At 62.7% G+C, this 24,355-nt stretch carries 23 protein-coding genes; 16 read left to right on the top strand and 7 right to left on the bottom strand.

The features are described 5' to 3' along the window. Positions 1-2: 2 nt before the first annotated feature. From ACLH0J_RS23140 to ACLH0J_RS23105, 8 genes are all read left to right on the top strand, one after another. Positions 3-785 (top strand): 2-keto-4-pentenoate hydratase, encoded by a 783-nt coding sequence (locus ACLH0J_RS23140; protein ID WP_288097590.1) that lies wholly within the window; start codon positions 3-5, stop codon positions 783-785. A 108-nt stretch (positions 786-893) separates the two neighbouring features. After that, complete coding sequence (locus tag ACLH0J_RS23135; RefSeq protein ID WP_411389200.1) at positions 894-2,753, top strand: feruloyl-CoA synthase; 1,860 nt, start codon at positions 894-896, stop codon at positions 2,751-2,753. Next, positions 2,750-3,691 (top strand): acetaldehyde dehydrogenase (acetylating), encoded by a 942-nt coding sequence (locus ACLH0J_RS23130; protein WP_411389199.1) that lies wholly within the window; start codon positions 2,750-2,752, stop codon positions 3,689-3,691. The genes ACLH0J_RS23135 and ACLH0J_RS23130 overlap by 4 nt, the downstream gene beginning before the upstream one ends. Positions 3,692-3,701: 10 nt before the next feature. Continuing rightward, entirely contained in the window at positions 3,702-4,736 is a 1,035-nt protein-coding gene (gene dmpG, locus ACLH0J_RS23125) for a 4-hydroxy-2-oxovalerate aldolase (protein ID WP_411389198.1), read from the top strand. Positions 4,737-4,746: 10 nt separating this feature from the next. Then, entirely contained in the window at positions 4,747-5,748 is a 1,002-nt protein-coding gene (locus ACLH0J_RS23120; RefSeq protein ID WP_411389197.1) for a CDP-6-deoxy-delta-3,4-glucoseen reductase, read from the top strand. A 111-nt stretch (positions 5,749-5,859) separates the two neighbouring features. Next, positions 5,860-7,494 (top strand): methyl-accepting chemotaxis protein, encoded by a 1,635-nt coding sequence (locus ACLH0J_RS23115; RefSeq protein ID WP_411389196.1) that lies wholly within the window; start codon positions 5,860-5,862, stop codon positions 7,492-7,494. Positions 7,495-7,556: 62 nt separating this feature from the next. Continuing rightward, positions 7,557-7,946, top strand: a complete 390-nt coding sequence (locus ACLH0J_RS23110) for a DUF2946 domain-containing protein (RefSeq protein WP_411389195.1) — start codon at positions 7,557-7,559, stop codon at positions 7,944-7,946. A 208-nt stretch (positions 7,947-8,154) separates the two neighbouring features. Then, positions 8,155-8,736 carry a putative natural product biosynthesis protein gene (locus ACLH0J_RS23105; protein ID WP_411389194.1) on the top strand — a complete coding sequence of 194 codons (582 nt, stop codon included), beginning with the start codon at positions 8,155-8,157 and terminating at the stop codon, positions 8,734-8,736. A 330-nt stretch (positions 8,737-9,066) separates the two neighbouring features. Here the strand turns inward: ACLH0J_RS23105 and ACLH0J_RS23100 are convergent, their stop codons facing one another. Together ACLH0J_RS23100 and ACLH0J_RS23095 are read right to left on the bottom strand one after the other, a co-directional pair. Further along, positions 9,067-9,450, bottom strand: coding sequence for a hypothetical protein (locus tag ACLH0J_RS23100; RefSeq protein ID WP_411389193.1), 384 nt, complete (start codon positions 9,448-9,450; stop codon positions 9,067-9,069). Further along, a complete protein-coding gene (locus tag ACLH0J_RS23095; protein WP_411389192.1) occupies positions 9,447-10,802 on the bottom strand; it encodes a hypothetical protein in 1,356 nt (451 codons plus the stop codon). Before ACLH0J_RS23095 ends, ACLH0J_RS23100 begins: the two co-directional genes overlap by 4 nt. Positions 10,803-11,351: 549 nt before the next feature. On the opposite strand from ACLH0J_RS23095, the gene ACLH0J_RS23090 reads away from it, so the two are divergent. The 7 genes from ACLH0J_RS23090 (at position 11,352) to mbnC (ending at position 17,698) form a co-directional block, all read left to right on the top strand. Then, entirely contained in the window at positions 11,352-11,759 is a 408-nt protein-coding gene (locus ACLH0J_RS23090) for a DUF2946 family protein (RefSeq protein WP_411389191.1), read from the top strand. Positions 11,760-11,832: 73 nt separating this feature from the next. Then, positions 11,833-13,971 (top strand): TonB-dependent hemoglobin/transferrin/lactoferrin family receptor, encoded by a 2,139-nt coding sequence (locus tag ACLH0J_RS23085; protein ID WP_411389190.1) that lies wholly within the window; start codon positions 11,833-11,835, stop codon positions 13,969-13,971. Positions 13,972-13,988: 17 nt separating this feature from the next. Beyond that, complete coding sequence (locus tag ACLH0J_RS23080) at positions 13,989-14,867, top strand: MbnP family copper-binding protein (RefSeq protein WP_411389189.1); 879 nt, start codon at positions 13,989-13,991, stop codon at positions 14,865-14,867. Further along, positions 14,864-16,000, top strand: a complete 1,137-nt coding sequence (locus tag ACLH0J_RS23075) for an MbnH family di-heme enzyme (RefSeq protein ID WP_411389188.1) — start codon at positions 14,864-14,866, stop codon at positions 15,998-16,000. Before ACLH0J_RS23080 ends, ACLH0J_RS23075 begins: the two co-directional genes overlap by 4 nt. 152 nt (positions 16,001-16,152) lie before the next feature. Further along, on the top strand, positions 16,153-16,248 hold the full coding sequence (gene mbnA, locus ACLH0J_RS23070; protein WP_411389187.1) for a methanobactin: 96 nt from the start codon (positions 16,153-16,155) through the stop codon (positions 16,246-16,248). Between the two features lie 62 nt (positions 16,249-16,310). Then, positions 16,311-17,123 (top strand): methanobactin biosynthesis protein MbnB, encoded by an 813-nt coding sequence (mbnB, locus tag ACLH0J_RS23065; RefSeq protein ID WP_411389186.1) that lies wholly within the window; start codon positions 16,311-16,313, stop codon positions 17,121-17,123. Beyond that, positions 17,120-17,698: a methanobactin biosynthesis protein MbnC gene (gene mbnC / locus ACLH0J_RS23060; protein ID WP_411389185.1), complete on the top strand. Its 579-nt coding sequence runs from the start codon at positions 17,120-17,122 to the stop codon at positions 17,696-17,698. Before mbnB ends, mbnC begins: the two co-directional genes overlap by 4 nt. A 59-nt stretch (positions 17,699-17,757) precedes the next feature. Here the strand turns inward: mbnC and copC are convergent, their stop codons facing one another. The 5 genes from copC to ACLH0J_RS23035 form a co-directional block, all read right to left on the bottom strand. Then, positions 17,758-18,132, bottom strand: a complete 375-nt coding sequence (copC, locus tag ACLH0J_RS23055) for a copper homeostasis periplasmic binding protein CopC (protein WP_411389184.1) — start codon at positions 18,130-18,132, stop codon at positions 17,758-17,760. 80 nt (positions 18,133-18,212) lie between these two features. Then, positions 18,213-20,300: a TonB-dependent receptor gene (locus tag ACLH0J_RS23050; RefSeq protein WP_411389183.1), complete on the bottom strand. Its 2,088-nt coding sequence runs from the start codon at positions 20,298-20,300 to the stop codon at positions 18,213-18,215. 112 nt (positions 20,301-20,412) lie between these two features. Continuing rightward, positions 20,413-20,802, bottom strand: coding sequence for a DUF2946 family protein (locus ACLH0J_RS23045; protein WP_411389182.1), 390 nt, complete (start codon positions 20,800-20,802; stop codon positions 20,413-20,415). Between the two features lie 206 nt (positions 20,803-21,008). Continuing rightward, entirely contained in the window at positions 21,009-21,449 is a 441-nt protein-coding gene (locus ACLH0J_RS23040) for a VOC family protein (protein ID WP_411389181.1), read from the bottom strand. Positions 21,450-21,505: 56 nt separating this feature from the next. Next, the gene (locus ACLH0J_RS23035) at positions 21,506-22,897 is read right to left on the bottom strand and encodes an NAD-dependent succinate-semialdehyde dehydrogenase (protein WP_411389180.1); all 1,392 of its coding nucleotides are present in this window, start codon (positions 22,895-22,897) and stop codon (positions 21,506-21,508) included. Between the two features lie 445 nt (positions 22,898-23,342). Here ACLH0J_RS23035 and adhP point away from each other — a divergent pair, with 445 nt between their 5' ends. Next, positions 23,343-24,353: an alcohol dehydrogenase AdhP gene (gene adhP, locus ACLH0J_RS23030; protein WP_411389179.1), complete on the top strand. Its 1,011-nt coding sequence runs from the start codon at positions 23,343-23,345 to the stop codon at positions 24,351-24,353. Positions 24,354-24,355: the final 2 nt, after the last annotated feature.

Below are 24,355 nucleotides of genomic sequence, written 5' to 3'. Positions count from 1 at the left end.
CCATGCACCACGAAAACCTTCAGGCCGCCGCCGCTGCGCTGGCCCTGGCGCGGTCGAGCCGCAGCCCTTGCCCACGCATTTCCGAGCGTTTTGACATCCAGTCCCTGCACGATGCCTACGCCGTGCAGGAGATCAACACCCTGGCCGCCCTGGCGGCCGGTCGGCGCCTGAGCGGGCGCAAGATCGGCCTGACGTCCCTGGCGGTACAGCAGCAATTGGGCGTCGATCAACCCGACTTCGGCATGCTGTTCGCTGACATGGAATACCGCGACGGCGAGACCATCGACAGCAGCCGGCTGATCCAGCCCAAGGTCGAAGGCGAGATCGCCTTTGTGCTGGGGCGCGATCTGCCCCATCCCGATACGACCCTGGGCGAACTGCTGCGCGCCGTCGACCACGTGCTGCCGGCCCTGGAAATCGTCGACTCGGCGATCGAGGACTGGAAGATCACCCTGGTCGATACCGTGGCCGACAACGCCTCATCGGGCCTCTACGTGCTGGGCAAGACCCCCGTCAGCCTGCGCGGCCTGGACCTGGCGCTCGAAGGCATGCTGCTGGAGAAGAACGCTGCCCAGGCGGCCATCGGCGTGGGGGCTGCGTGCATGGGCAACCCGCTGGACGCTGCGCTGTGGCTGGCGCGCACCATGGCCCTGACCGGCCGCCCACTGCAGGCGGGCGACGTGCTCTTGTCTGGTGCCCTCGGGCCCATGGTGCCGGTGGTGGCGGGCGATAGCCTGCGCCTGCGCCTCACCCGTCTGGGTGAAGTGAGCTGTCGGTTCGGCTGAGGCCGGCAGGCGACAACCCTGCTGCCGAGCTGACGATTCGGTGGCGACTACAACAATAAAACCAGTGAGCAGCGGGCTTATGACCTGCGGTATTCACGAGGGCGTGCAATGTACGATTTCTTTACTGATCCAACCCAATTGGCCCCTGCCAAGGTGCTGTATGAGGCGCGCGCCGACGGCAGCTTCGTGCTCAGTTCGCCCGAGCCCCTGCAGCCCTATGCGCGCTGCATCGGGCAGTGGCTCGAACACTGGGCCGCGCAGGCGCCGGAACGCGCCTACCTGGCCGAACGGCGCGGCGCCGGCTGGTTCAGCCTCAACTATGCCCAGGTGCGCCAGCGGGTCGGCGCGTTGGCCCAAGGCCTGCTGGAGCTGGATATACCCGCCGGGCGCCCGCTGCTGATGCTCTCGGAAAACGATCTGGACCAGGCCTTGCTGACCTTGGCGGCGCTGCACGTGGGCATTCCGGTGTCGACCGTTTCGGTGGCCTACTCGCGCAACACCGGCAGCGGTTGCAGCAAGCTCAAGGCGATTGTCGAGGTGCTCAAGCCGGCGCTGATTTTCGTCAACGACGGTGATGCCTATTGCCGCGCCATCGAGCTTATCAACCCGGATTGCCCGGTGGTGGCGGCGCGCAATGCCCAGGAGATCCGTGGGGCGCTGGCCTTGCCGCAGTTGTACAAGAGCGAAAGCCCGGCGGTGATGCATGCGTTCGCGCGGCTCGACGGCGACACCCCGGCGCGCTACCTGATGACCTCCGGTTCCACCGGCGCGCCCAAGGCGGTGGTGCATACCCACGGCATGCTCTGTGCCAACCAGCAGGCGATTGCCCAGTGCTGGCGCTTTCTGGAGCACGAAGAACTGATCGTGCTCGACTGGCTGCCCTGGAGCCATGTGTTCGGGGCCAACCACAACTTCAACCTGGTCCTGCGCAACGGCGGCACCTTGTACATCGATGACGGCCTGCCGTTGCCGGGGCAAATCGACCGCACCGTGGAAAACCTCAAGTCGGTGCGACCCACCCTGTACTTCAACGTGCCGCGCGGCTACGAGGTGCTGCTGCCGTACCTCGAACGCGATGAGGGACTGGCACGCGCCCTGTTCGGGCGCCTGCGCATGCTGTTCTACGCCGCTGCCGCGCTGCCCCAAAGCAGTTGGACACGGCTGGCGGCGTGCGCCACCAAGGTCCGCGATACGCCGCTGTTCTTCGCCACCGAGTGGGGCTCGACCGAGACGTCGCCGGTGGTCACCAACGTGCATTTCGCCGCCGACAAGGCCGGCATCATCGGCCTGCCGGTGCCGGGTACGCAGCTCAAGTTCGTGCCCTGCGGCGACAAGCTGGAGATGCGCGTGCGCGGCCCGTCGGTGTTCCCGCGTTACCTGAAGGACCCCGCCGGCAGCCTGGCGGCGTTCGACGAGGAGGGCTTCTACTGCATCGGTGACGCCGGGCGCCTGGTCGACCCGCAACGGCCCGAACTGGGGGTGCAGTTCGACGGTCGGGTGACCGAAGACTTCAAGCTCAGCAGCGGCACCTGGGTGTCGGTGGGCACCCTGCGTCCGCGCCTGGTCAGTGCCCTGGCGCCTTACGCCAGCGATTGCGTGATTTGCGGGCATGATCGCGACGTGATCGGCGCGCTGATCTACCCGAGCCCGGCCCTGCGCGATTTGCTCGGTGCCGACGGCCAACACATGAGCGGCGCGCAACTGGCGATGCAGTCCGAGGTGCGCCTGGCCTTGTGTTCCGGGCTGCTGGCGCTGGCCAAGGAATTCCCGGCCTCGTCGCAGCACGCCGTGCGCGTAGTGATTCTCGACTCGCCGCCCAGCCTCAACGACGGCGAAATCACCGACAAAGGCTACATCAACCAGCGCATGGCGCTGAGCCTGCGCGCCGAGGCCGTGACGCGGCTGTACGCCGACAGCCTCGACCCCAGCGTCATCCTCCTCGCTGAAGTTTACGGAGAAGCCGTATGAACCCTGCAACACTCAAAGTCGCCATCATCGGCTCCGGCAACATCGGCACCGACCTGATGATCAAGATCCTGCGCAACGCCAAGCATCTGGAAATGGCGGTGATGGTCGGCATCGACCCCGCCTCCGACGGCCTCGCCCGCGCCCAGCGCATGGGCGTGGCCACCACCCACGAAGGCGTCGAAGGCCTGACCCGCATGGAGGTGTTCAAGGACATCGACTTCGTCTTCGATGCCACCTCGGCCGGTGCCCATGTGCAGAACGATGCGTTCCTGCGCGCGATCAAACCCGGTATCCGCCTGATTGACCTGACGCCGGCGGCCATCGGCCCGTACTGCGTGCCGGTGGTGAACCTGGAGCAGAACCTCGAGCAGCTCAACGTCAACATGGTCACCTGCGGTGGCCAGGCGACCATTCCGATGGTCGCTGCGGTGTCGCGGGTGGCCAAGGTGCACTACGCCGAAATCGTCGCTTCGATCGCGAGCAAATCCGCCGGCCCCGGTACCCGCGCCAACATCGACGAATTCACCGAAACCACCTCCAAGGCCATCGAAGTGATCGGCGGCGCGGCCAAGGGCAAGGCGATCATCGTGATGAACCCGGCCGAGCCGCCGTTGATCATGCGCGACACGGTGTTCGTGCTGTCCGAAGCGGCGGATCAGGTGCTGGTCGAAGCCTCCATCGTCGAGATGGCCGCTGCCGTGCAGGCCTATGTGCCGGGTTATCGCCTCAAACAAAACGTGCAGTTCGACGTGATCCCGGCAGACGCGCCGCTGAACATTCCCGGCCTGGGCAAATTCTCCGGCCTGAAAACCTCGGTGTTCCTCGAAGTCGAAGGCGCCGCCCATTACCTGCCGGCCTACGCCGGCAACCTCGACATCATGACCTCCGCTGCCTTGGCCACCGCCGAGCGCATGGCGCAGTCGATGCTGAACGCCTGAGGAGACCGACATGACCTTCAACCCCGGCAAGAAACTCTACATCTCCGACGTGACCCTGCGTGACGGCAGCCATGCGGTGCGCCACCAGTATTCGCTGCAGAACGTGCAGGACATCGCCCGCGCCCTCGACAAGGCCAAGGTCGACTCCATCGAAGTCGCCCACGGCGACGGACTGCAAGGTTCGAGCTTCAACTATGGCTTCGCCGCGCACACTGATCTGGAATGGATCGAAGCCGCCGCCGACGTGATCAGCCACGCCAAGATCACCACGCTGCTGCTGCCCGGCATCGGCACCGTGCACGACCTCAAGGCCGCCTACAACGCTGGTGCTCGCGTGGTGCGCATCGCCACCCATTGCACCGAGGCCGATGTCTCCAAACAGCACATCGAGTACGCCCGCGAACTGGGCATGGACACCGTCGGCTTCCTGATGATGAGCCACATGATCCCCGCCGAGCAGCTCGCCGCCCAGGCGAAGCTGATGGAAAGCTACGGCGCGACCTGCGTGTACATGGCCGACTCCGGTGGCGCGATGAACATGCAGGACATCCGCGATCGCTTCCGCGCGTTCAAAGCCGTGCTCAAGCCGGAAACCGAAACCGGCATGCACGCCCACCACAACCTCTCGCTCGGCGTGGCCAACTCGATCACCGCCGTCGAAGAAGGCTGCGACCGCATCGACGCCAGCCTCGCCGGCATGGGCGCCGGGGCCGGCAACGCACCACTGGAAGTATTCATCGCCGCCGCCGAACGTTTGGGCTGGAACCACGGCACCGACCTCTACACGCTGATGGACGCCGCCGACGACATCGTGCGGCCGTTGCAGGACCGCCCGGTGCGGGTCGACCGCGAGTCCCTGGCGTTGGGGTATGCCGGGGTGTATTCGAGCTTCCTGCGCCATGCCGAGATTGCGGCGGCCAAGTATGGCCTCAAGACCGTGGACATCCTCGTCGAACTGGGCAAGCGCCGGATGGTCGGTGGCCAGGAGGACATGATCGTCGACGTGGCGCTGGATCTGTTGGCCGCTGGCAAGCACACACACTGAGGAGGCGCCCATGAGCTATCAACTGCAGATTCTTCCGGTCGACCTCAGTTGTCCGCTACTGCCTGGACAGACCGTGCTGGACGCGGCGCTGGCCGACGGCCTGATGCTCAAGCACAGTTGCCGCACCGGCACATGCGGCAGTTGCAAGGGCCAGGTGCTCAGCGGTGACGTGGACCACGGCGACAGCTCGCTGGAGGTGCTCAGCGCTGCCGAGCGGGCACAGGGGCTGGCGCTGTTTTGCTGCGCCACGGCGCGCTCCGACCTGGTGATCGAGGCGCCTGAAGTGACGGCGTTGCGCGGCATCAGCATCCAGCAGATGGGCGTGCGTGTGGCCAGCATCGACAAGGTCAGCAGTGACGTGGCGGTGCTGCGGCTGATGCTCGCGCCGGGCGCCGGGTTTGATTATTTTCCCGGCCAGTACGTGCAAGTGCTGCTCAAGGACGGCAGCCGGCGCAGCTATTCGATGGCCACCCGCAGCCCACGTGACAACCAGTTGGAGCTGCACATCCGGCACATGCCCGGCGGTGTGTTCAGCGGGCACGTGTTCAACGCCTTGCAACCCAAGGCCATCCTGCGCATGGAAGGCCCGTTCGGCTCGTTCTACCTGCGCGACAGCGAGCGGCCGATGATCTTCCTGGCCAGCGGCACCGGTTTTGCGCCGATCCAGGCCTTGCTCGAACAACTGCGTGAGCGCGACAACCGGCGTCCGGTCTACCTGTATTGGGGCGGCCGACGTCGTGAGGATCTGTATCGCCATGAGCAGTTGCTGGCCTGGGAAGCCCAGTTGCCGTGGCTGCGCTACACCCCGGTGCTGTCCGATCCGACCCCGGCCTGCGATTGGCAGGGCGCGACCGGCTTCGTCCACCGCCAGGTGCTGAGCGACTTCCAGAGTCTCAAGGGGTTTGAAGTGTATGCCTGTGGTGCGCCGATCGTGGTCGATTCGGCGCGGCGCGACTACGTCGAGTTGCGGCAATTGGAAGCGACCGATTTCTATGCCGACGCGTTCGTCTAGTTCGCCACGCTGCGTGTTTTGGCGTGTGTGCCCCTGGCCAGATGAAACCGGCGGCTGTTCCTGGCCGCCGGTTCGCTTGCCTGCCCAAGAACAAAAAACCTGAGAGGCTTCATGCTGAATCTTAGAAAATGGCGCATCACTACCCGTATTGGCGCGCTGGTGGTGGGCTTGGGCGTGTTGATCATTTGCCTGGCCGCCTGGCTGGGCCTGCTCCTGCAGCGCTCATTGCTCGAAGAAAAAATGGCCGGCGTCGACACCGCGCTGAACACCGCCAACTCGATCCTTGCCTACTACGCCGGGCAAGTGGACAGCGGGCACATGAGCCTGGAATTGGCCCAGCGCCAAGCCGCCGAGGTGGTCGGGACCCTGCGCTATCTGGGCGATAACTACCTGCTGATCCTCGACCTGGACTATCGGATGATCATGCATCCGACGGCGCCGGCGTTGGTGGGCAAGGTGCTGGGCGACTTCAAGGACCAGAACGGCAAGCCGTTTTCCCGCCAGTTCGTGGACGGCGCGCGCCAGCAGGGGCGGGTGTTGGTGGACTACTACTTCCCCCGTGCCAATGGCGCGCCGGCCGAATACAAACTGTCCGAGGCGCGCCTGTTCAAGCCCTGGGGCTGGGTGGTGGCGAGCGGCATCTACCCCAGCGATGTGCAGCGGGTCGTCAACCGCGTACTGGTGGCGCCGGCCTGGATCAGTGGCGTGGTGCTGCTCGGGTTGATGCTGTTTGCCTGGATGATCATCCGCAGCATTACCCGACCGCTGCGTGAGACGGTCGATGCCCTGGGCGCAGCCGTCAGCGGGCAGACCGATCTCACCCTGCGGCTGCCTGCGGTTGGCAATGACGAGCTCACGCAACTGTCACGCAGTGTCAACAGCTTGATTCACGCCGCCCATGACGTCAGTCAAGGCACGGCCGTGGCCAGCGGGCAAGTGCTGCGCCTCAGTGATGACCTCGGCGAAGTCACGGCAGCGACCCAGAGCAGCCTCGACCACCAACTGTTGGAAACCGACAGTCTGGTCACCGCCATGAATGAAATGGTCGCGACCGTGCAGGATGTCGCGCGCAACGCTGCCGTGGCGGCGGATGCCACGCGCCTGGCCGAAGAGCAGGCCAGCGATGGGCAGCACATCGTCCAGTCCACCATCGACGCGATCCAGCAATTGGTCGAAGCGCTGTTTGTCACCCATGCCATGGTCAAGCAACTGGAGGCCGACGCCAGCCGCGTGGGCAGTGTGCTCGATGTGATCAGCGCGATTGCCGAACAGACCAACCTGCTGGCGCTCAATGCGGCGATCGAAGCCGCGCGGGCGGGCGAGTATGGGCGCGGGTTCGCGGTGGTCGCCGACGAGGTGCGGACCTTGGCTCAGCGTACCCAGACCTCCACCGTCGAGATCAAGCAGATCATCGAGCAGGTGCAGTCAGGTGCCAGTGGCGCGCTGGAACGTATCGTCGCCAACGTCGAAACCGCACGCGTGCCGGTCGAGATCTCGGCGAAGGCGGGCGATGCCTTGAAGCGCATCACCCAGTCGGCCGCGACCGTCAGCGACATGACCTTGCAGATCGCCAGTGCCGCCGAGGAGCAGGCGGTGACGGCGGATGAAATCAGCCGCACCCTGGCGCGCATCCACACGCTGGTGACGGTCAGCGGCGCGTCCAGCGTCAGCACGCGTGATTCCAGCGAGGCGCTGCGGCGGTTGGCGCGGGTGCTGGAAGGGCAGGTTGAGCAACTGAGGCTTTGAATCCGTGAGGTGACATTGGTCGAGCTTCAACCGAGCGGCGATTCGGTGTTAGAGTCGCCGCCATGAAACTGACCCGCCCAGACCGCTCGCTCATTGCCTGGATGCTGTATTTTTGCGTCCTGTTCAATGTGTTCGCCTGCGGTTTGGCTCACGGACAGGTGACGGGCCTGGCGCTCAATGGCGTCGGCGGGCAGTTCTGCTCGACCCAGGGCAGTTCCGCACCGACCTCGAAAACGGACCTCGCCGATCTGGCCGCCAGTGACTGGGCCGGAAGTTTTGCCTGTCCGATCTGCTCATCCGTGACCTTGAGCATCGCCTTGCTGTTCTGCCTGGGCTGGTTGTTGCGGATCGGGCCGGTACGCCGGCCTGACCGCGAACAGCGCTGCAAGGCCCCCCCTCGCTATTCCTGGCCCTCGGCCAACCCCAGAGCCTCCCCCGCACTGTGCGCATGACCGCGTTTGTATAAGCCCCCTTGTCCCTGTTGACCCCGGTCAGCCAGGCGGCGCGGGGGTTCCACGGTTAAAGGTGACACGGGAAGGAGCACACAATGGCTCATGTATTTACACGCCTCAATCGCCGGCTACGGCCAGGATTGTCTGCGGCCGGTTACGCAAGAACACACGCAAAGTCCGCAACCGCACCGATCGGTCGGAGGTCGCCATGCGCGCACTAGCCGTGCCCTCGGGGGCGTCGCGATTGGTCAGCAAAGCCTCGCGCCTGCGTAATCAAGGCGATTTCCTGCTGCCGTTTCCGGACTACCCCGGTAATGCACGCAGCTTCGTGCATCTGGATGCCCGGCTGCTGCCTTACTGGCACACCTTGTTCGATGTGTGCCCGGGGTTGCTCAAACTCGATCCGCCCGATGGCCTGAATATCTTTCGCGGCTTCATGACCTGGGCCTATCGCAATCATCCGCCGTTGAACTGGACCTATTACCTGAGCGTCTGCCGCTGGCTGCTGGGCTCCAAGTATCAGGCGCGGATCAACGAAGAGCACATCGAGTCCTTTATGTGCGCGGCGGCCGCCCGCTGGATCAACACGGACGACAGCCAGGCCCGCGGGCTGGTGCTGGCCTGGCAGGGCGCGGCGCAAATGGTGTTCGATTGGAAGCAGGCGCCTCGGCTTGTGCCTGGGCTTGAAGCGGACCTGGAGGAGTTCCCGCCCGTGCCCTGGGACTTTGCCTGGTGCCCGCTGACCGGCAAGGGCGGAGTGGGCTTTCGCCGCTGGTTGCCGATTCCCTGAGCGGGATTTGCCCCTGTGTGGCGTCAGTGACCTGCGACAGAACGCCACGCTTGATCGGCGTTCGTCACTGGCGCCGCCCGGCCCGTGGACCGGACCGAACAGAGCACACGCTGTGGCCGATTGTCGCAGTTGTTACCCTGGGACGGCGCTCATACAGTGGGCAGGCTTCGAGCGGAGGCAGACACTTCCACGGTTGCTCGGGGTGCGGCATTTGAACCCGTGCACATGCGGGCGCCAGGCCCTCTTCCCAGAGGGCTTTTTTTTGGTTTTACGGCGTTCAGACCCAGCGCGGCACACAATGCCCTGCGGGCAAGTCGAGGTAAGCGGGCATTATTTAAGCAAACCAGATTTTCCGATCAGGGCAAGCAACGTCATAGCGCTTAACAAGCCGATTACACTCCATTGTATTAATGCCAGCTTTCGCTTAAGTGGCGCCGGAAAATTGTTTAAGTCCTCAGCACTCAACCCACCTCTTTTGAGATAGAAACCGGGAAATGTCACGATCCCGGAGATACCACCAATCAATAAGAGTTTTCCCCAAGGGCCGCCATGCCTGAGTGGAGCCCGATTCATGATGGCCGAGCAGTTTTTAAAATGCTCCAGCATTAAGTCCATCTTGGTATAGGCCATATGCAGTGCAATGCCAATCCAGACAAACATGCAGACGATCACCAGGGCGCTTAGATAGCCAACGACAAACTCAGCGGTGTTCATTTCGTATTCTCGTAGATCACATCACCCGCCATTTCTCCGATCAATCCTCCGACAGCACCGCCTGCAAAAGATCCAGCCCCGACGGCCACAACACCACACGCCAAAGTCAATAAACCACCTGTCGGCACCCCCAACCCGATACATAGCCCAGTGACCATAGAGCCGGTCAACAATGCGCCCGCCGTTGCACCCCCTGCGACACCCCCGGCAAAGCTACCCACTTCTGTAAATTTGACTTTCTTGCAAGCCTCGGCGTTACCCGCCGTGCAAACGTCCTGGACCTTTAAGTACGAAGCGCCACCGCCAAGGGCGATTCCAATCCAGCCGCCGTATCGAACAGCTTTGGCAGCCTGGGACACACCTTCGATGTGCGTGGCATATCCGGGGATTTGCCCCGCAGCACCGGCCTTCGTCCAACGGTGAACCACGCTGCGACTGGAAATTCCCAGCGCACTTTTCAAGTTCGGATGATCAGGGAAGCCAATGCCTTTTCGGGTCATTGCAGTCAGGTTCGTATTGAGCTGCGCGAGCAGACGCTTACGTTCAGCAAAAAACGCTGGCGAGCGTAGATGTCCATCGGCTTGGAATGTGCGTTTGTGCAGTGCTTCGATTTCAGTCAACACGGTTTTCACGCTCTCAAGATTCCTGGAAAACATCGCTTCACCGATGCCGATACCCGCCGAGCCCGCAGACAAAAAGGTTTCAATTTCGTCGCGGTGCCGAACCATGAAATCGGCCTCTTCCGGGCTGAGCGGTTTGAGGGCCTCATTCGCCGTGGCCGCTGCTTCCATCAACAGCGCTTCTTCGTGGGTGCATTGCAGGTTATCTGGATCGCCGAGCACGATCATCGTGCCCGCTTTAACGTCGTTCAGATTGGGGTTTAACGACTTGAATTTTTGGATCACGGCGGGGTTCTTCGAAGAGAACAGCGTCGACTCCAGTTTTTCGGCTGTCGTGCTTTTCGGTACGACGTAAAAGCCTGGCTCTTGTGGTTGCGGTTTGACTACCGGTTCAGCGTCAGGCAGCGATGGTTTCTCTTGAACGGCAGGTTTACGAAAACCACCGGCTGTCCAGCCCTTGCCGGTGATGTGCGAATACTTGCCGAACGTGTCATTGCTTAACGGGCTGAAGGGGTTGCTCGACACCAACAACAGCTCCCCCTTTTCAACCGCTTCGAGAATTTCTTCCTGGCTCCAAGCACGACCATACGAACGGACGTCCAGCCCCTCGATCCGTGAGAATGCACCGCCATAAAAAGCTTCCTGAACTTTGGATCTAGCAAAAAAAGGCGACTCGATTTTGCTGATGCTGATACCTCGACGCTCACGATCTTGCCAATGAATAAGGCGCATAACGTAGTGTCCTGAATTGAGAGAGCCGATCAGGCAGCAGTCTGCGCAGCTCAATTGATGGCTGGCGAAGCGTAACCGGCGTTAGGCAGCACTAAAATACCGGCTTATTGCCATTAAGCTGGAGGGGAGGCGTTGAGCGCGCCGTGTTGCGAGGGAAGAAAAAACTTCGCGTAAGGGACGTCATGGATAAATGCTCGCGGCCGAGTGCGACGAGGCGTGGAGGCCCCTCGTGCGACAGCCCGCCACACTCAGGCAGGGAGAGCGCTCAGGTGTGGATCTTGATGGTGCAATGAGGTTCCGCCTGTGGTGGTTTGTCGCAGGTCAGGTGGTGTGCACGGGCATGTTAGATTCTGCGTCGACACGGCATTTTCCCTTGGCAGGGTTTTGGTCGCGTTACTGAGCGCCAGGAATCGCAAGGTTCCTGGCGCTCCTTTGATGTGTGTTCGAGCCTCAACCGACGGTTGCGGGCGCTGCAGATTTACGGTTGAAGCACGGAACATGTCCTGTCCAGGACATTGCTGACGACATCACAATGGCAGGGATTCTTGCATGCTCTCCAACAGGCACCCGCGGCACGCTCGGCTCCCCCTCGGCCTTCTGGTCTGCCTGTTTGCGTGCCTGCTCCAAGCCCTGGCCTGGGCGAGCATGCCTCTGCCAATCCCCGCCTCAACGGGCGAGCGGGTGGTCATTTGCACGGCCAATGGCATGCAGAGCCTGTCCCTTGCCGACTTCAAGGCCCGTGCCGGCCAGCGTCAGGATGACCAGGACGCCCCGGACGCCTCGCCCGGCTGCGCGCTGTGTCCCTTTGTCGGCGCACTGGCCCTGACGCCTGCGGTTCCCGTTCTGCCGGCGCTCGTTCTCGGGCATTACCCTTATGCCGCGATCGCGAACACCAACCCCGTTGTTGTCCCCACCTTCGAGATCTCGCAGGCCAGGGCCCCTCCCGGCATCGCGTGATGTGCATTCTCCACGCCGACTCTGAATGTTCGGGGGCTCGGCGCTTTTCCTGATTAGCTTTGGAAGTCCTGTCATGCCTGCTATGACCCAGGTCGCGGCCGCCTTGTGCGTTGCCGAACCTTATACTGCGCGCCGTTTTCCTCAGACTCTGCCTGGCCTCAAGGGCACGGCGGACGTCGACCGCTTCACCCTGTCGCTATTGGCCGCTGCGTGCGCGTTGTCTGTCACCGGGGCCTATGCGCAGCCCGTCACCGATGATGACGCGCCGTTGTCCTACGAGCTGGAAAGCACGACGATCACCGCGACCCGCACCCCCAACAACCGCTTTGCTTTACCGGCGTCTGTATCCACCGTCGATCGCCAGCAACTGGAGGATGCCCAAGCCAATACGCTGTCCACGGTGTTGCGAACCCTGCCCAACGTGAATTACGGCGGTGGTCCCCGGGCTGCGTCGCAAAGCCCGGCGATCCGTGGCCTGCAGGGGCCAAGGATCATCCTCACGGTCGATGGCGCACGGCGTAACAATGATGGCGGCGTGAATACGCCCTTGCTGATCGACCCGGACTTGATCAAGCAGATCGACGTGGTGCGCGGCCCGATGTCTGCCGCCTACGGCAGTGGCGGGCTGGGCGGGGTGATGGCAATCCAGACGCTGGACGTCGAGGACATTCTGGACCCGGGCAAAACCCTGGGCGGCCGGATCAAGGCTGGCTATCACAGTGCCAACGAAGAACTGTCCAGTAACCTGACCGTGGCCGCCCGCGGCGAGCGCGCCGATGTGCTCGCCAGTGTCACGTACCGCGACTACGGGACGATTCATACCGGGGCGAGCGGCGATGACGCGAAGTATCCCAACGACGGGCAACTCAAGAGCGGCCTGTTCAAAACCAGCTTTTCGCCGAATGAGTTGAACCGTTTCGAACTGGGCTACCAGCGCTTTTCGGACGAGATGGTCGGCCCCACCAACCCAGGTGGCAACCTGCTGTTTCCGTTTTCGCAGAAGCTCCAGCGCGAGCAGGAGCAGTACAACGCCAGTTGGGCGTTCCAGGACGCCGAGCAGCAACTGCTGGACGGCAAACTGGCGCTCTACCAGACCCGCTTCACCCTCGATGGCGACAGCCGTTCGGTGCCACGTCAACCCACCACTTCGACCCAGACCAAGACCCTGGGGGCGAGCCTGCAGAACAGCAGCCGTTTTGACGCCGGGACCTGGTCGTCCCATCGTTTGACCTACGGGGTGGACGGCTACCGCGACACCAACGAGAACGCCTCCGACGGTCAGTCCAACAGTGTCCTGCCCAATGGGCAGATGCGCGCCCTGGGCGGCTTTGTGCAGGACGAAATGGCGTTTCTGGACGACTGGACCCTGATCGCGGCGCTGCGCCACGACGACTACCGCCTGACATCTCCCGGCCAGGAAGACTCCAGCCACAACCGGCTCTCGCCCAAAGTCGCCTTGAAGTACCAGCCCTGGGCGTTCCTCGGGGTATTTGTCAGTTATGGCGAGGCCTTCCGGGCGCCGACCATGACCGAGATGTTCGGCAACCTGAACACCCGCCGGGCGCTGTTCAACTTCCGCCCGAACCCCGCGCTCAAGCCGGAAACCAGTAAGACGAAGGAAGTGGGCGCGACGTTGGCCTTCGACGACCTCGTGGCCGGTGGCGATAGCCTGCGGGCGAAGGTCACCTACTTTACCGAGGACGTCGACGACCTGATCGACCAGCAAGTGGTGGGCGTCTACAGCCGTCAGGCGCCGTTCGCCGGAACCGGCATGGTCTTTCAGCGAGTCAACGTGGCCCGGGCCGAGCGCCATGGCGGTGAGCTCGAATTGACCTATCGCTGGCAGCGCCTGTCGTTGGCCGCCGGCTACTCGCGGTTGCGCTCCCGGAACGCCGAGACCGGTGCCCAGCTGTATGCGCCGCCGGATAAGTTCGTGTTGGGCAGCCAGTACCGGTTGGATGACAACTGGTCGCTGAGCTACCAGGGGCAATACGTGTGGGCCCAGGACTACGACGCCACCGAACTGCGGCGGCGCCAGGGCTATGTGATCCACGACATCGGCGCGGCCTATGAGTACAAGCAATACCGCGTCGATCTGGGGGTGAGCAACCTGTTCGACAAGGTCTACAGCACCTACCAGCAGTCCCTGGCCACGACCTTCACCTATGAAGAAGGCCGCAGCGTGAACCTCGCCTTGAGTGCACGTTTCTGATCCCCTGGAGCCCCATCATGCGTTCATTATCCGTAAGCCTGACCCTGACCGCCGTGGCGTGCCTGGCGGGCTGTGTGACTCAATCGCCCGCGGAACAACCGGTGAGCCTGAGCTTTGCGCTGGTGGCCGGTGAGCAGCCGGTGCGCTGTGGCAGCGCCTTTGGGCCTTTGGGGCGCGACCCTAAACGCGTGTCGCTGCGCGATGCGCGGTTCTATGTGCAGGACGTCGCCTTGATCGACGACAGCGGCAAGCCCGTGCCCGTGCGTTTGCAGGTCAACGACTGGCAGGACGCCAAGGTCGCGTTGCTCGACTTCGAGGACGGCAGCGGCCATTGCGTCGGCGGTACGCCAGCGACCAACACCCAGGTCATCGGCAGCGTACCGGCCGGACACTACCGCGGCGTGAGCTTGACCCTGGGCGTACCGGAGTCCTTGAATCACACCAGCCCCGAACTGCAAGCAGCGCCGCTGGACCTGGCGGCCATGGGCTGGAGCTGGCAGGCCGGGCGCAAGTTCATCAAGCTTGAAGTCGACCCCGAAGGCGGCGTCAGCAAAGCCGATGGCTCAAGGGCCAACACCTGGTACCTGCACCTGGGCTCGACCGGCTGTAGCGGCAACCCGGTGACCGGCGAGACGGTGGCGTGTCAGCGGGCCAACCGTATCCCTTTGCGCTTCGACGGGTTTGACCCGGCGACGCAAGCGGTGGTGCTGAATGTGGCCGCATTGTTGCGCGACAGCCGCCTGGCGGTGGACGAGGGCGCCGCAGTGGGTTGCATGAGCGGGCCGACCGACCCTGAGTGCGTCGCGGTGTTCAAGCGCCTGGGTGTGTCGTTGAACAGCGGCTTACCCCTTGAACCCGGCTATTCCCCGGCGTTTTCGGCGCGTCAAAAGCCATGAATCGAGACTGCTTGCGGTTGGCCGGCGGGCTGCTTTTGGGCCTGGCGCTGGCCTGGCCCGTGTCGGCCCAGGACTGGACATGGGAACTGCCGTCCCATGTACCGGCGCCCCGGGTGCCTGCGGATAACCCCATGTCGGCCGTTAAAGTCGAACTGGGCCGGCGCTTGTTTTATGACCCGCGCTTGTCCGCCGGCGGCAACCGTTCCTGCGCCTCCTGTCACCAGCAGGCGCGGGCCTTCACCGACGCCAAAGCGCTGTCCGAGGGCGGTACCGGGCAGTTGACCCACCGCAATGCGCCCGGTCTGGCCAACAGCGCCTGGAATGCGACCTACAACTGGGCAGCGCCGGCAGTCGTGACGCTGGAGCGCCAGATGGAGATCCCGCTGTTCGGTGATGACCCGATCGAAATGGGTGTTAACGATGGCAATCGCCAACAGATCCTCGAACGCTTGCGGGCCGAGCCGTTGTACCCGCCGCTGTTCCAGGAAGCTTTCGCGGATCAGGCGCAGCCGCTGAACATGGCCTCGGTGATCAAGGCCATCGCGGCCTTCCAGCGTTCCATCGTGTCGGTGGACAGTCGTTATGACCGCTACTTGCAGGGCAAGGTCGCGTTGAATGCCGCCGAGCAACGCGGCATGAGCCTGTTCTTTGGCGAGCGGGCCGAGTGTCATCACTGTCACGGCAGTTTCAACTTCAACGACCAGGTGGTGCATGCCAGGAGCCGGGTGGTGCAAACCCCGTTTCACAACACCGGGCTCTACAACATCGACGGGGCCGGCGGTTTTCCCTTCCCCAATCGCGGGCTCTACGAGAGCACCGGCACGCCCGAGGACATGGGCGCGTTTCGCGCGCCCAGCCTGCGCAATGTGGCGGTCACCGGGCCTTATATGCACGACGGCAGCATCGCCACCCTGGAACAGGTGATCGACGTGTACGCCGACGGTGGTCGCGTCATTGAGAACGGCCCGAACCGGGGGGATGGGCGACTGAACCCGTACAAGAGCGGGCTGATTGCCCGGATCGAGCTCAGCCCGCAGGAAAAGCAGGACTTGCTGGCTTTCCTCAAATCCTTGACCGATGAATCGCTGCTCAACGACCCGCGTTTCAGCGATCCCTGGAAGCACAAACACTGACCTGACCCCAACCATGACCGTTCCCGTCGGGAGCAAGGAGGCTGCCAGCCGTCAAACCGTCGTTGTCTGCTGCACCTACACGGCGAATTCGCCAAACCGCGGACATCCGTGCCTGGCACCGATGCCGCTCACTGAAAAAGGAGTGACACCCGATGAGCATCAAAATCGCGAAGAAATACACCCTGCAAATCGCCGGTCGTGCCGGTGCCTGTTGCGCGTCGTGCTGCGCCCCGCTGGGCGTGAACTGAAGCATACCCTCCACGGCGGCTAACGCGCCCGTGGAGGGTCTAGACCAAGGAGGTGCAGGACCATGCTGATCGGCTTCAACTACACCCTGGGCGACACCGCACCGTTGGTGCGCAAACTCTTGGCCGGCCGGCACATCGACTATGTCGAGCTGCTGATCGACAATTTTCTGGCCGTCCCCCTCGAAGAACTCATGGACGGTTTTGCCGCCCCCGTGGGCTTTCACATCATGTTTTCCAAGTTCATCGAAAACGACACGCCCGCGCTTGAGCGCCTGGCCTATCGCTTGCGTGAACTGATCGACCGACTACGGCCGTTGTACGTCTCCGACCATGTGGCGCGCTTCAGCCACGAGGGGCGCCAGCTCTACCACCTGGCAGAGATCGACTACCTCAACGATTACGCGCGGGTGCGCGAACGGGTCGACTGGTGGCAACAGGCACTGGGGTGCCAGCTGTTGTTGGAGAACTACCCCTCGATCATGGACGGTGGCCACGATGCGCCGGCCTTTCATGAACGGCTTTACCGCGATACCGGTGCCGGGGTGCTGTTCGATGCGTCCAACGCGGTCTGCGCACACCTCAACTGCGGGGTACCGCTGGAGGCCTGGGAGGGCATCATCGAATCGTCATCGCATTTCCATACGGCAGGCTACAACCTGTCGATTCTGCAACCCCATCTGATCCTCGACACCCACGATCAGGCCCTGTCCGATGCCACCCTGGACTTTCTCCAGCGTTACCGCACGCAGTTCGACACGCCGCACGCGACCATGACCTACGAGCGGGACGACCGCTTCGACGAGCACGAGATCGTCGCCGATCTGCAACGCTTGCGCGGCGTCTTTATGCCGCCGTCACAGGCGCTTCAGTCATGAGCGTACGGGGGTTATCCCCTCGAACCGACGCTGACCTGCTGGATGCGTTGAGCGTGCCCGAGCGCCAGGGCGACTACCCTCGCGACTCGCGGGCGTTCGTGCGTATCGACAGCAGCCTGCGGGTCTATTGGCACACGTTGTTCGACATTTGTCCGGGGCTATTGACGCTGTCGGGGCCGGATGGGCTGGCGATATTCCGGCCGTTCATGGGCTGGGCCGCCGAGCATCGCTTGTCGCTCAACTGGACGTATTACCTGTGGGTCGATGTCTGGCTGCAACAGTCGCAGTTCCGGCAGCAATTGACCCCGGCATTGCGCTACAGCCTGATGGGCGCCTCGGCCGCGCGTTGGGCCACCGGTGATCGCTCCGAGTCGAACGGCATCATTGTGTCTGCTGCGGATCTGCCCGACCTGGTCTGCGCCTGGAAAACCCAGTCCCTGGAAGGTGCCCGGGAGGTCGAGCAGATTGAATTGTCCGAACCGCTGCCGACGCCGGCGGCGGCTTTCGGGTTTTTCACGGTGGCCAGTCGGAACCTGGAAGAGGGATTTCCCGGCTGGACCGATGTGCCTCGTTGAAGAGGGGCGCGCTTCGCCGGTCTGAGTGATTGGGCTCAGGGCCCAACCGCGAGGCGCGATCAGTTGCCGACCGTGAAACCGTAGGCACCGTCGCTTTTATGGGTATCGACCGAGACCGCATGCCATTCAACTTTGTACGTGCCGGCGGTCAACGGTTTTTCAGGTGTGACGATCAGGGTTTTCTTGTCGCCCGGTGCTGTCACGATGCTTTTGATCGCCACGGCTGCCGTGCCGTTGCTGACCTTGACCTGGGTGAACTGGGCTTCGACGCCTTCGGAGAATACCAGGCGCAGTTCCTTGGGGGCGCTGACGGTGGCGTCTGCCGCCGGCAGTTCGCTTTTCAAATGGGCGTGGGCGAACGCCGAGCTGGCGGTGGCGAAGGATGCAAGCAACGCCACGGTCGTCAGGACTTTCTTCGCAAAATGAGCAGACATCGGTAGTACCTCGAGTGGGTGATGGTGTTGCGGTATGAGCCTGATCGCCGGGGCTCTTTGAGCCCCAGCGGTGTTTTCAATCAGAAATCCAGGGTGACGCCGGTATACAAGGCACGCCCGTCGCCGGGTGAGTGCAGCGAGGCCTGGGCGCCGTCCGGGTCGTACCAGACGTATTCATAGTAGCGGTTGGTGAGGTTTTTCAATTGCACGTCGACACTCACCGATTCAGTCACCTGGTAGGTGGCACCGAGGTTCATCAGGACGTAGCCGCCGTAGGTGCCCTTGGTGTTTTCGCGCTCCAGGTAGTAGTTGGTCTGGCCGTTCATCCAGGCCGTCAATTGCAGGTCGCGGGTGGCCTTGTAGCTGACGCCGGCGTTGTACAGGTGATGGGGGATGTGGTCGATTTCCTGGCCTTTACTGTTGGGCAGGGTCGCGCTCGGCTGGAGGATTTTCGAATACTGCCAGGAGTAGGCCATCCAGATGTCGGTGCGTTCGTTCGGGTGCAGGTTGACCTGCGCATCGTAACCCCAGCGTCGGGTTTCGCCGACGTTATCCGACTCGCCGCTCGGGTCGTTGAGCCGGCGGCTGACTTCGCCGCTGGCCTCCTGTTGCCAATAGGCCACGCGCCCGTCGATCCAGTCTGCCGGGGTGAACTTGACCCCGGTTTCCCAGCCTTCGTTGATCGACGGCGCCAGGTCCGTGTCCCGTGGCGGAATCTTGTAGGCCGCCGCGCCGGTGCCGACCTGGAAGGTGCGCCCCCAGTTGGCGTAGATGCTGGCGACCTTCCAGGGTGAATACACCACGCTGAGCTTGGGTTGTTTGATCAGCCCATAGTCGTTGATGTCGTAGTCCATGCCGGTCATTTCGTTGGTGAAGTCGCCCTGGATCTTGTCGACGCGATAGGCCGGAACGATCTTCAGCGATTCGAACGGTTTGATCTCGGCCTGCACATAGGCGCCGTAGGTATCGAAGTCGAATTGCTGGTCGCGGGTCTGGGCCAGGCGCACGCGGTCCTGGGTGCGGTAGCGCTCGCTCTTGTTCTGTTGTTGCTGCATGTCCGCGCCGCCTTCCAGGGCAAAGTCATACAGCCAGCTGACTTCCGGGCGCCAGGTCAGGGAGGTGAGGGCGCCGTACTGGGTTTCGTAGGCGTCGCGCTCCTGCTGGGAACTGGTGCGCCAGTATTGCGTCCAGCGTCGGTCGTCGAAGGTGTTGACGTAGGTTTTCGCTGACCAGGCCAGGGTGTCGGCCAGGTCGGTGTCGAAGTGCACGCTGACCTGGTTCATCCGCCGCGTGCCCTTGTCGGTGGCGTTGTAGCTGTTGGTCATGCTCGGGTGCCGGTGGGCATCCTCTTCACTCAAGTAACCGGGTTCCTGTGCCTCGGTTTCGTAGTGACGGGCGATCAGGCCGATGCGGTAGCTGTTGTCGTCCGGGGTGTAGAACCATTTGCCGGACAGGGAAAACTTGTCCGCCTCGGCGTGATTGCGGTAACCGTCGGACTTCTGGTACGCGAAGAAGTAGTTCTGCGTCCAGTTGCTGCCTTCGATGCCCTTGGCCAGTTGGGTTTCCTGGGTGTTGTAGCTGCCGTAGCGAATCCGCGCCTTGGTGTAGTCGCCGCCGGTGCGGGTCAGCATATTGACGTTGCCGGCGATGTTGTTCAGGCCGTAGCGCGCATCGCTGGTGCCGCGCACCACTTCGATGCTGTCCAGCTCCATGGGGAAAATCATGTCCATGAACGGCATGTTGCCGTCGTTGCTGTTGCTCGGGATGCCGTCGATCAGCAACTTCACCGCGTTGACTTCACCTTCGCCGTTGAAGCCGCGAAAGGAGATCTTGCCGGACGTGGTGCCCTGGTTGAATTCGGTGAGTATCACCCCCGGCGCACGGCTGAACAGTTCCCAACTGTAGTTGACCGGCATTTTTTCCAGGATGTCGGCGCCGAGGATGTCCACCGAACTGAGCACGCTGCTGGTGCTCAGTGGGCCGCTGCTGGCGCTGGCGCCCTGGACCGTGACGGTGCCCAGGGTCAGGGTCGAGTCTTCGACCTTGGCGGTTTCCGCGAGGGCGCAAGGCAATGGCGTCAAGGCGAACAGACCGCACGTCAACAGCGACCATTTGGACGGGGACACGGGCAGAGCCTTTGCGCGAGGCAAAGTCGTAAAAGCAGGCATAACACAGGCTTCCTGATGACCAATAGCTTTCCGGGGGGCGCACATCGGTGCGCACAACCCCCAGGCAATAGAAACCACGCCGAGCAGAGGCCGGCGGGCCACGGGTGGGGCATCAGGCGGTGGGTGAGGCGCGGGGGGTCAGGCTTGGCCAGCGTACCCTGGGATGCAGGGCGGGCAGTCGCGGGTTATCGAAGGCGATATCGGCGGTGTAGCGCGGTAAATGATGGCGGTAGTAATCGCCTGGCAGGGCCGCAAGACCGGCATGCCCACAGCAGCAATCGCCATGTTGCATGGCGCTTTTTTCCGGGGTCGTCGGCAGTGTGTCCAGGCGTTGGCTGAGCGACGCCGGCAGGATCCGGGAACTGCCGCCCGAGCAAAAACCACCCCAGAGCATCAATTGCATGTCTGGCGTTTGCATCGCGCGGCTCAAGGGCATGGCCAGCATGTTCAGGAGCAGGGCCAGGCAGGCGATCCAGGGGCTCAGGCGCTTGAATGTGAGCATCGGCGAGTCCGGCGGGCAGTGTTCGATGGGGCGCTATCTTGCCTGATTTTTTCGCGCATCGGGACCGTAAATTGCAGCCGTCCACAGGCCAGGCATGGGACAGGTTGACGCAGTTTGTCGAGGCGTGGGGCATTTCTCTGAAAGGAGGGGGGGCGGGTGTGACACGCTGTCGCAGTTTCGGACGTGGAGCCCGGGGAGTCACTGGGTCAGCTCTGCGACTTTCCGAGCAGGCGCCGCTTGTGTTTTTCCAGGAAAAACATCACCTCAAGCTTCAAACCATCGGGATCGAGGAAATAGACCGCGTAGTAGCCCTCGCCGTAGTCCGGATAATCGGCGGGGGCGTCGACAATCGTAACCCCCTGATCCAGCAGGAACGCGTAGAGCGCGTCGACGTCCTCACGCGCGCCCAGCTCGAACGCATAGTGGTGAAAGCCGACATCGCCGGTCCGGTGCTTGTGTTTGCGCCCCTGGGCATCGGCTTCGGTGATCCAGAACATGGTTTCGCCGTTGGTCCAGCCAATCACCCGGTCGAACGCCCACTCAAGGGTGAATCCCAGGAAACCGAGAACCTGATCGTAGAACGCCTTGGAGCGTTCCAGATCACTGACACGAATGGCCAAGTGATCGATGCCGATGACGTTCACCATGCCAGGTCTCCTCGATTTCGGTTGCGGTTTCCAGGGACAAAGGGCTGCGTTTGAACTCAGAAGGGGGCGTCGATATCGACCACGACAATCAGCTTGTGGTTGACGAACTCCTTGAGCCCCAGCCCTATCAGCTCGCGGCCATACCCCGAGCGGCGTACGCCACCGAAAGGCAGGTCGGCTTCGACCTTGGTGGGATGGTTGACGAACACCATGCCCGTGGAGATTTTCTTCGCGACTTCTGCGCCATGGACCGTATCCGAGGTGAACACCGAACCGCCGAGGCCGAACGGCGAGTCGTTGGCGATGCGCACTGCATCGTCTTCATCCTTGGCGCGGAACACCAGGGACACCGGGCCAAAGAACTCCCAGTAGCGAGCAGGGTTGTCCTCGGCGACATCGGTCAGGATCGTCGGCTGCACGAATGCCCCTTCGACCGGCACGGGCGGCCCGACCTCTTCGGCCTTGGCGCCGAGCTTCACGGCGTCGAGGATCTTTTGCTTGACCTCATTGGCGGCGCTTTGCGAGGACAGCGGCGCCAGGGTGGTCTTCGCATCGAAGGGATCGCCGGCCACCAGCTCCGCGACGCCCTTGCGATAGCGCGCGAGGAAGTCGTCATAGACTGCATCGACCACGATCATGCGCTTGGAGGACACGCAGACCTGCCCGGCATTCCAATGCCGGCCGAACACCGCCCATTGGCTGGTTTTCGCCAGGTCGGCGTCAGCCAGCACGACGAAGGCGTCGGCGCCGCCGAGTTCCAGGGTGGACTTTTTCAGGGCTTTGCCCGCTTGCGACGCCACCACCGCACCGGCGCCTTCGGAGCCGGTCAAGGCCACGCCCTGCACCCGTGCATCGTTGATGATCAGTTCGATCTGCGAGCGCGTGGCGTACAGGTTACGGAAGGCACCGTCCGGCAGACCGGCATCCTTCATCAACTGTTGAAAGCGCGCCGCGCTCTGCGGCACATTCGCTGCGTGTTTGAGCAGCACCGTATTACCGGCCGAAAGCTGCGGCGCCAGAATGCGGGCGATCTGGTAATAGGGGAAATTCCACGGCTCGATGGCCAGCAGCACGCCGAGCGGCTCGCACACGAGCATCGCCTCGCCCTCGGCCGGATCGAGCACCGGGAGTTTCTCCGGCTTGAGCAAGGTTTCGGCGTTGCGCACGTAGTATTCAAAGATTTTTGCCGACAACTCGACCTCGGCTTTCGCCTCGGCAAACAGCTTGCCCATCTCCAGCGTCAGCAGCTTGGCAAAGGCATCGCTGTCTTTGCGCAGCAGATCGGCCGCATTTTGCAGGATGCGTGCACGCTCGGCGAACGGCGTGTCCTTCCAGGCCAGAAACGCCTCATGGGCCTTGCCGATGGCCGCAGTGACCTCGGCATCGGTGGCATCGGGGAAGGTTTGCAGTGTCTCGCCCGTATAGGGATTGATCGTTGCGTACGCCATGTAAACGCTACTCCAGAACCGTTTCGACTAATGGGCCAACCCGCCGCCGAGTGCAGGCGCCGGGGTTGACGAAGGTACAGCAGTGACAGGTTTCACACGTGAAGCGAAAGGTCGCACGTCCGCGCGCGCGCGGCATGCCGGGTACATCACTTGGTCTAAAGGACCGTGGCGATAGTCACTCAAAGAGGTCACGATGCTCTGTCGATCAGCGTCGCCAATTGATCTTCGTCATAGAAAGGCAAAGAAGGGGCGTCCTGGCGCGGCTTACCTGATGAGTAGGCATGCCTCTTTGCAGCGACTTGTGCCATAAGAGCGATAGCGTCGGCGACCCGATGGCGCAGCATTGCACCGGGCCTCGGACCGCTTGAAAGGTTGTGCGCTCCTGTTTTGGCACTTGTCGGACCTGCTGTAACCCAAGCTCACTCACGGATACAAGGAGATAAGCATGAAAGCTGCAGTTGTTGCCCAAGGGCAACGCGTGAATGTGATCGAAAAAACCTTACGGCCTCTGAAGCACGGTGAGGCGCTCCTCAAAATGCAGTGCTGCGGCGTTTGCCACACGGACCTGCACGTCAAGAACGGTGATTTCGGTGATAAAACCGGGGTGATCCTGGGTCATGAAGGCATCGGTGTCGTGCAGGCGGTAGGGCCAGGCGTCACCTCGCTGAAACCCGGCGATCGGGCCAGCGTCGCGTGGTTCTTCCAGGGCTGCGGGCATTGCGAATACTGCAACAGCGGCAACGAGACCCTCTGCCGCGACGTCAAGAACTCCGGGTATACCGTGGATGGTGCCATGGCCGAAGAGTGCATTGTCGTCGCCGATTACTCGGTGAAAGTGCCTGACGGTCTCGATTCTGCTGCCGCAAGCAGTGTGACCTGCGCCGGCGTGACGACTTACAAAGCCGTGAAGGTCTCCAATATCCGCCCTGGGCAATGGATCGCGATCTACGGGTTGGGCGGCCTGGGCAACCTGGCGTTGCAGTACGCAAAAAACGTGTTCAATGCCCGAGTGATTGCCGTGGACATCAACGACGATCAACTGCAATTCGCCAAGGAAATGGGCGCCGATCTGGTCATCAACTCGCGCAGTGAAGACGCCGCAAAAGTCATTCAGGAGAAGGTCGGCGGCGCTCACGCGGCGGTCGTGACGGCCGTCGCCAAGGTCGCCTTCAACTCCGCAGTCGGCGCCCTGCGTGCCGGCGGACGCCTGGTCGCCGTCGGACTGCCGCCGGAAGCCATGAGCCTCGATATTCCGCGTTTGGTGCTTGATGGGATCGAGGTGGTGGGCTCACTGGTCGGCACCCGCCAAGACCTCGTCGAAGCCTTCGAGTTTGCCGCACAAGGCAAGGTCGTGCCGAAGGTCACGCTGCGCCCGATCGAAGATATCAATGACATCTTCGACGAAATGCAGCAGGGCAAAATCAAAGGCCGCATGGTGATTGATTTGAGTCATTGATT

It is taken from the genome of Pseudomonas sp. MPB23 (assembly GCF_046605395.1).
GTDB lineage: Bacteria > Pseudomonadota > Gammaproteobacteria > Pseudomonadales > Pseudomonadaceae > Aquipseudomonas.
Note: the sequence above shows the minus strand (reverse complement) of the source record. Positions and strands in the feature narration are given on the sequence as shown.

What these genes read in the sequence shown, in the direction of transcription:
- ACLH0J_RS23050 (WP_411389183.1), bottom strand. Translation starts at nt 20,300, where the DNA reads ATGCCTGCTTTTACGACTTTGCCTCGCGCAAAGGCTCTGCCCGTGTCC.
- mbnC (WP_411389185.1), top strand. Translation starts at nt 17,120, where the DNA reads ATGAGCGTACGGGGGTTATCCCCTCGAACCGACGCTGACCTGCTGGAT.
- ACLH0J_RS23085 (WP_411389190.1), top strand. Translation starts at nt 11,833, where the DNA reads ATGCCTGCTATGACCCAGGTCGCGGCCGCCTTGTGCGTTGCCGAACCT.
- ACLH0J_RS23080 (WP_411389189.1), top strand. Translation starts at nt 13,989, where the DNA reads ATGCGTTCATTATCCGTAAGCCTGACCCTGACCGCCGTGGCGTGCCTG.
- ACLH0J_RS23035 (WP_411389180.1), bottom strand. Translation starts at nt 22,897, where the DNA reads ATGGCGTACGCAACGATCAATCCCTATACGGGCGAGACACTGCAAACC.
- ACLH0J_RS23040 (WP_411389181.1), bottom strand. Translation starts at nt 21,449, where the DNA reads ATGGTGAACGTCATCGGCATCGATCACTTGGCCATTCGTGTCAGTGAT.
- ACLH0J_RS23110 (WP_411389195.1), top strand. Translation starts at nt 7,557, where the DNA reads ATGAAACTGACCCGCCCAGACCGCTCGCTCATTGCCTGGATGCTGTAT.
- adhP (WP_411389179.1), top strand. Translation starts at nt 23,343, where the DNA reads ATGAAAGCTGCAGTTGTTGCCCAAGGGCAACGCGTGAATGTGATCGAA.
- ACLH0J_RS23120 (WP_411389197.1), top strand. Translation starts at nt 4,747, where the DNA reads ATGAGCTATCAACTGCAGATTCTTCCGGTCGACCTCAGTTGTCCGCTA.
- ACLH0J_RS23075 (WP_411389188.1), top strand. Translation starts at nt 14,864, where the DNA reads ATGAATCGAGACTGCTTGCGGTTGGCCGGCGGGCTGCTTTTGGGCCTG.
- mbnB (WP_411389186.1), top strand. Translation starts at nt 16,311, where the DNA reads ATGCTGATCGGCTTCAACTACACCCTGGGCGACACCGCACCGTTGGTG.
- ACLH0J_RS23130 (WP_411389199.1), top strand. Translation starts at nt 2,750, where the DNA reads ATGAACCCTGCAACACTCAAAGTCGCCATCATCGGCTCCGGCAACATC.
- ACLH0J_RS23140 (WP_288097590.1), top strand. Translation starts at nt 3, where the DNA reads ATGCACCACGAAAACCTTCAGGCCGCCGCCGCTGCGCTGGCCCTGGCG.
- mbnA (WP_411389187.1), top strand. Translation starts at nt 16,153, where the DNA reads ATGAGCATCAAAATCGCGAAGAAATACACCCTGCAAATCGCCGGTCGT.
- ACLH0J_RS23045 (WP_411389182.1), bottom strand. Translation starts at nt 20,802, where the DNA reads ATGCTCACATTCAAGCGCCTGAGCCCCTGGATCGCCTGCCTGGCCCTG.
- ACLH0J_RS23090 (WP_411389191.1), top strand. Translation starts at nt 11,352, where the DNA reads ATGCTCTCCAACAGGCACCCGCGGCACGCTCGGCTCCCCCTCGGCCTT.
- ACLH0J_RS23135 (WP_411389200.1), top strand. Translation starts at nt 894, where the DNA reads ATGTACGATTTCTTTACTGATCCAACCCAATTGGCCCCTGCCAAGGTG.
- ACLH0J_RS23100 (WP_411389193.1), bottom strand. Translation starts at nt 9,450, where the DNA reads ATGAACACCGCTGAGTTTGTCGTTGGCTATCTAAGCGCCCTGGTGATC.
- ACLH0J_RS23105 (WP_411389194.1), top strand. Translation starts at nt 8,155, where the DNA reads ATGCGCGCACTAGCCGTGCCCTCGGGGGCGTCGCGATTGGTCAGCAAA.
- dmpG (WP_411389198.1), top strand. Translation starts at nt 3,702, where the DNA reads ATGACCTTCAACCCCGGCAAGAAACTCTACATCTCCGACGTGACCCTG.
- ACLH0J_RS23095 (WP_411389192.1), bottom strand. Translation starts at nt 10,802, where the DNA reads ATGCGCCTTATTCATTGGCAAGATCGTGAGCGTCGAGGTATCAGCATC.
- ACLH0J_RS23115 (WP_411389196.1), top strand. Translation starts at nt 5,860, where the DNA reads ATGCTGAATCTTAGAAAATGGCGCATCACTACCCGTATTGGCGCGCTG.
- copC (WP_411389184.1), bottom strand. Translation starts at nt 18,132, where the DNA reads ATGTCTGCTCATTTTGCGAAGAAAGTCCTGACGACCGTGGCGTTGCTT.